Genomic DNA, 1,307 nt, shown 5'->3' on the forward strand with positions numbered 1-1,307 from the left:
TGCTGAGGGACGTGCGCCGGGTGGAGGGGACCGACCACTACTCGATCGTCATGTCGGGGGAGGGGGCGCGCGCGGTCGTCGCCGCGGTCCGCGACGGCGCGTAACGCGCGGGGGAGACGACCACGTGCCACGGTGGCCGTGGGGGTGAATTCCACGCCCTCTGGGCCCGATCCGACGGGAGGCGGGTGCGGGACGCCCTACCGTCGGCCGAATGCGTCGTCTCCTTGCCTCCGGTGCCGGTCTCGCCCTCCTCGCCGTCTCGGCATTCCTGGTCGCCGGCGCCCCCGCCACTGCCGCCGTTCCCGACCTCACGGGCCGCTCTTACGTCGCGCTCGGTGACTCCTACGCCGCGGCCTGGGGGCTTCCTCTCGCGGCCACGCAGCCCGGTCCGGGGTGCGATCAATCCGATCAGAACTACCCCCACCTTCTCGCGGCCGAGTTCGGCTTCGCCCTCGACGATCGTTCGTGCGGTGGGGCCGTGATCGCCAACGTCGTCGATACCCCGCAGTCCGTCGGCGGGGGGACCGCACCGGCGCAGTCCGACGCGCTGGATGCCGACACCGCACTCGTCACCCTCACGATCGGCGGCAACGACCTCGGCTTCTGGAACATTGGACAGATGTGCGTCGCGCTGTCGGCCGCCGGGCCGGTCGTCGGGAGCATCGACGGGCAATCCCACGCGACCTGCCGGGAGCAGTTCATCGTGGACACCCCGTCCGGGCCGGTGAACACCCTGTCGACGCAGATCGACACGACGGTGGCGCCCGCTCTGACCTCGGCACTGGCGGCGATCCAGGCGCGCGCGCCCCACGCCAAGATCATCGTCATCGGCTACCCGGCCCTGGCCCCCGACTCCGCGCACACGCCGAGCGGAGGCTGCTACTCCGGCCTGTTCCAGGGACTGGGCTTCCGGACGAACGCGTTCCCCTACACCGACGTCGACGTGACGCTGCTCCACGAGACCGAGACGCATCTCGACGAGGCGATGGCCGCCGCGACCGTAGCGGCGGGAGCGACCTACGTCTCGCTGGCCGCCGACTCCGTCGCGCACACGCCGTGCAACCCGTCCGACTCGTACGTCAACGGCATCACGCTCACCCTGTCGCCGGACAGCATCCCGGTCAGCGGTCTCCCGTTCGGCGGTGTCCGCCGCGGTGCGCTTCACCCGAACGCCGCCGGCGCCGCGTTCGCGAGCGACCAGGCGGCGGAGGCCGTGCGCGAGCTCTTCGCGGCCCCCGACCCAACGCCGACCCCCACGCCGACGCCGACATCGACGCCGGAGCCGACCTCGACGCCCGAGCCGACGG

The 1,307-nt window shown here is 72.4% G+C and carries 1 protein-coding gene; it reads left to right on the forward strand.

Annotated features, from left to right (window positions below; translation table 11 throughout):
* Positions 1-211 precede the first annotated feature (211 nt).
* A partial coding sequence (locus tag LQV45_RS33180) for an SGNH/GDSL hydrolase family protein (RefSeq protein ID WP_230011956.1) occupies positions 212-1,307 on the forward strand: 1,096 nt, incomplete at its 3' end.

This window comes from Microbacterium sp. Bi128 (assembly GCF_918698205.1).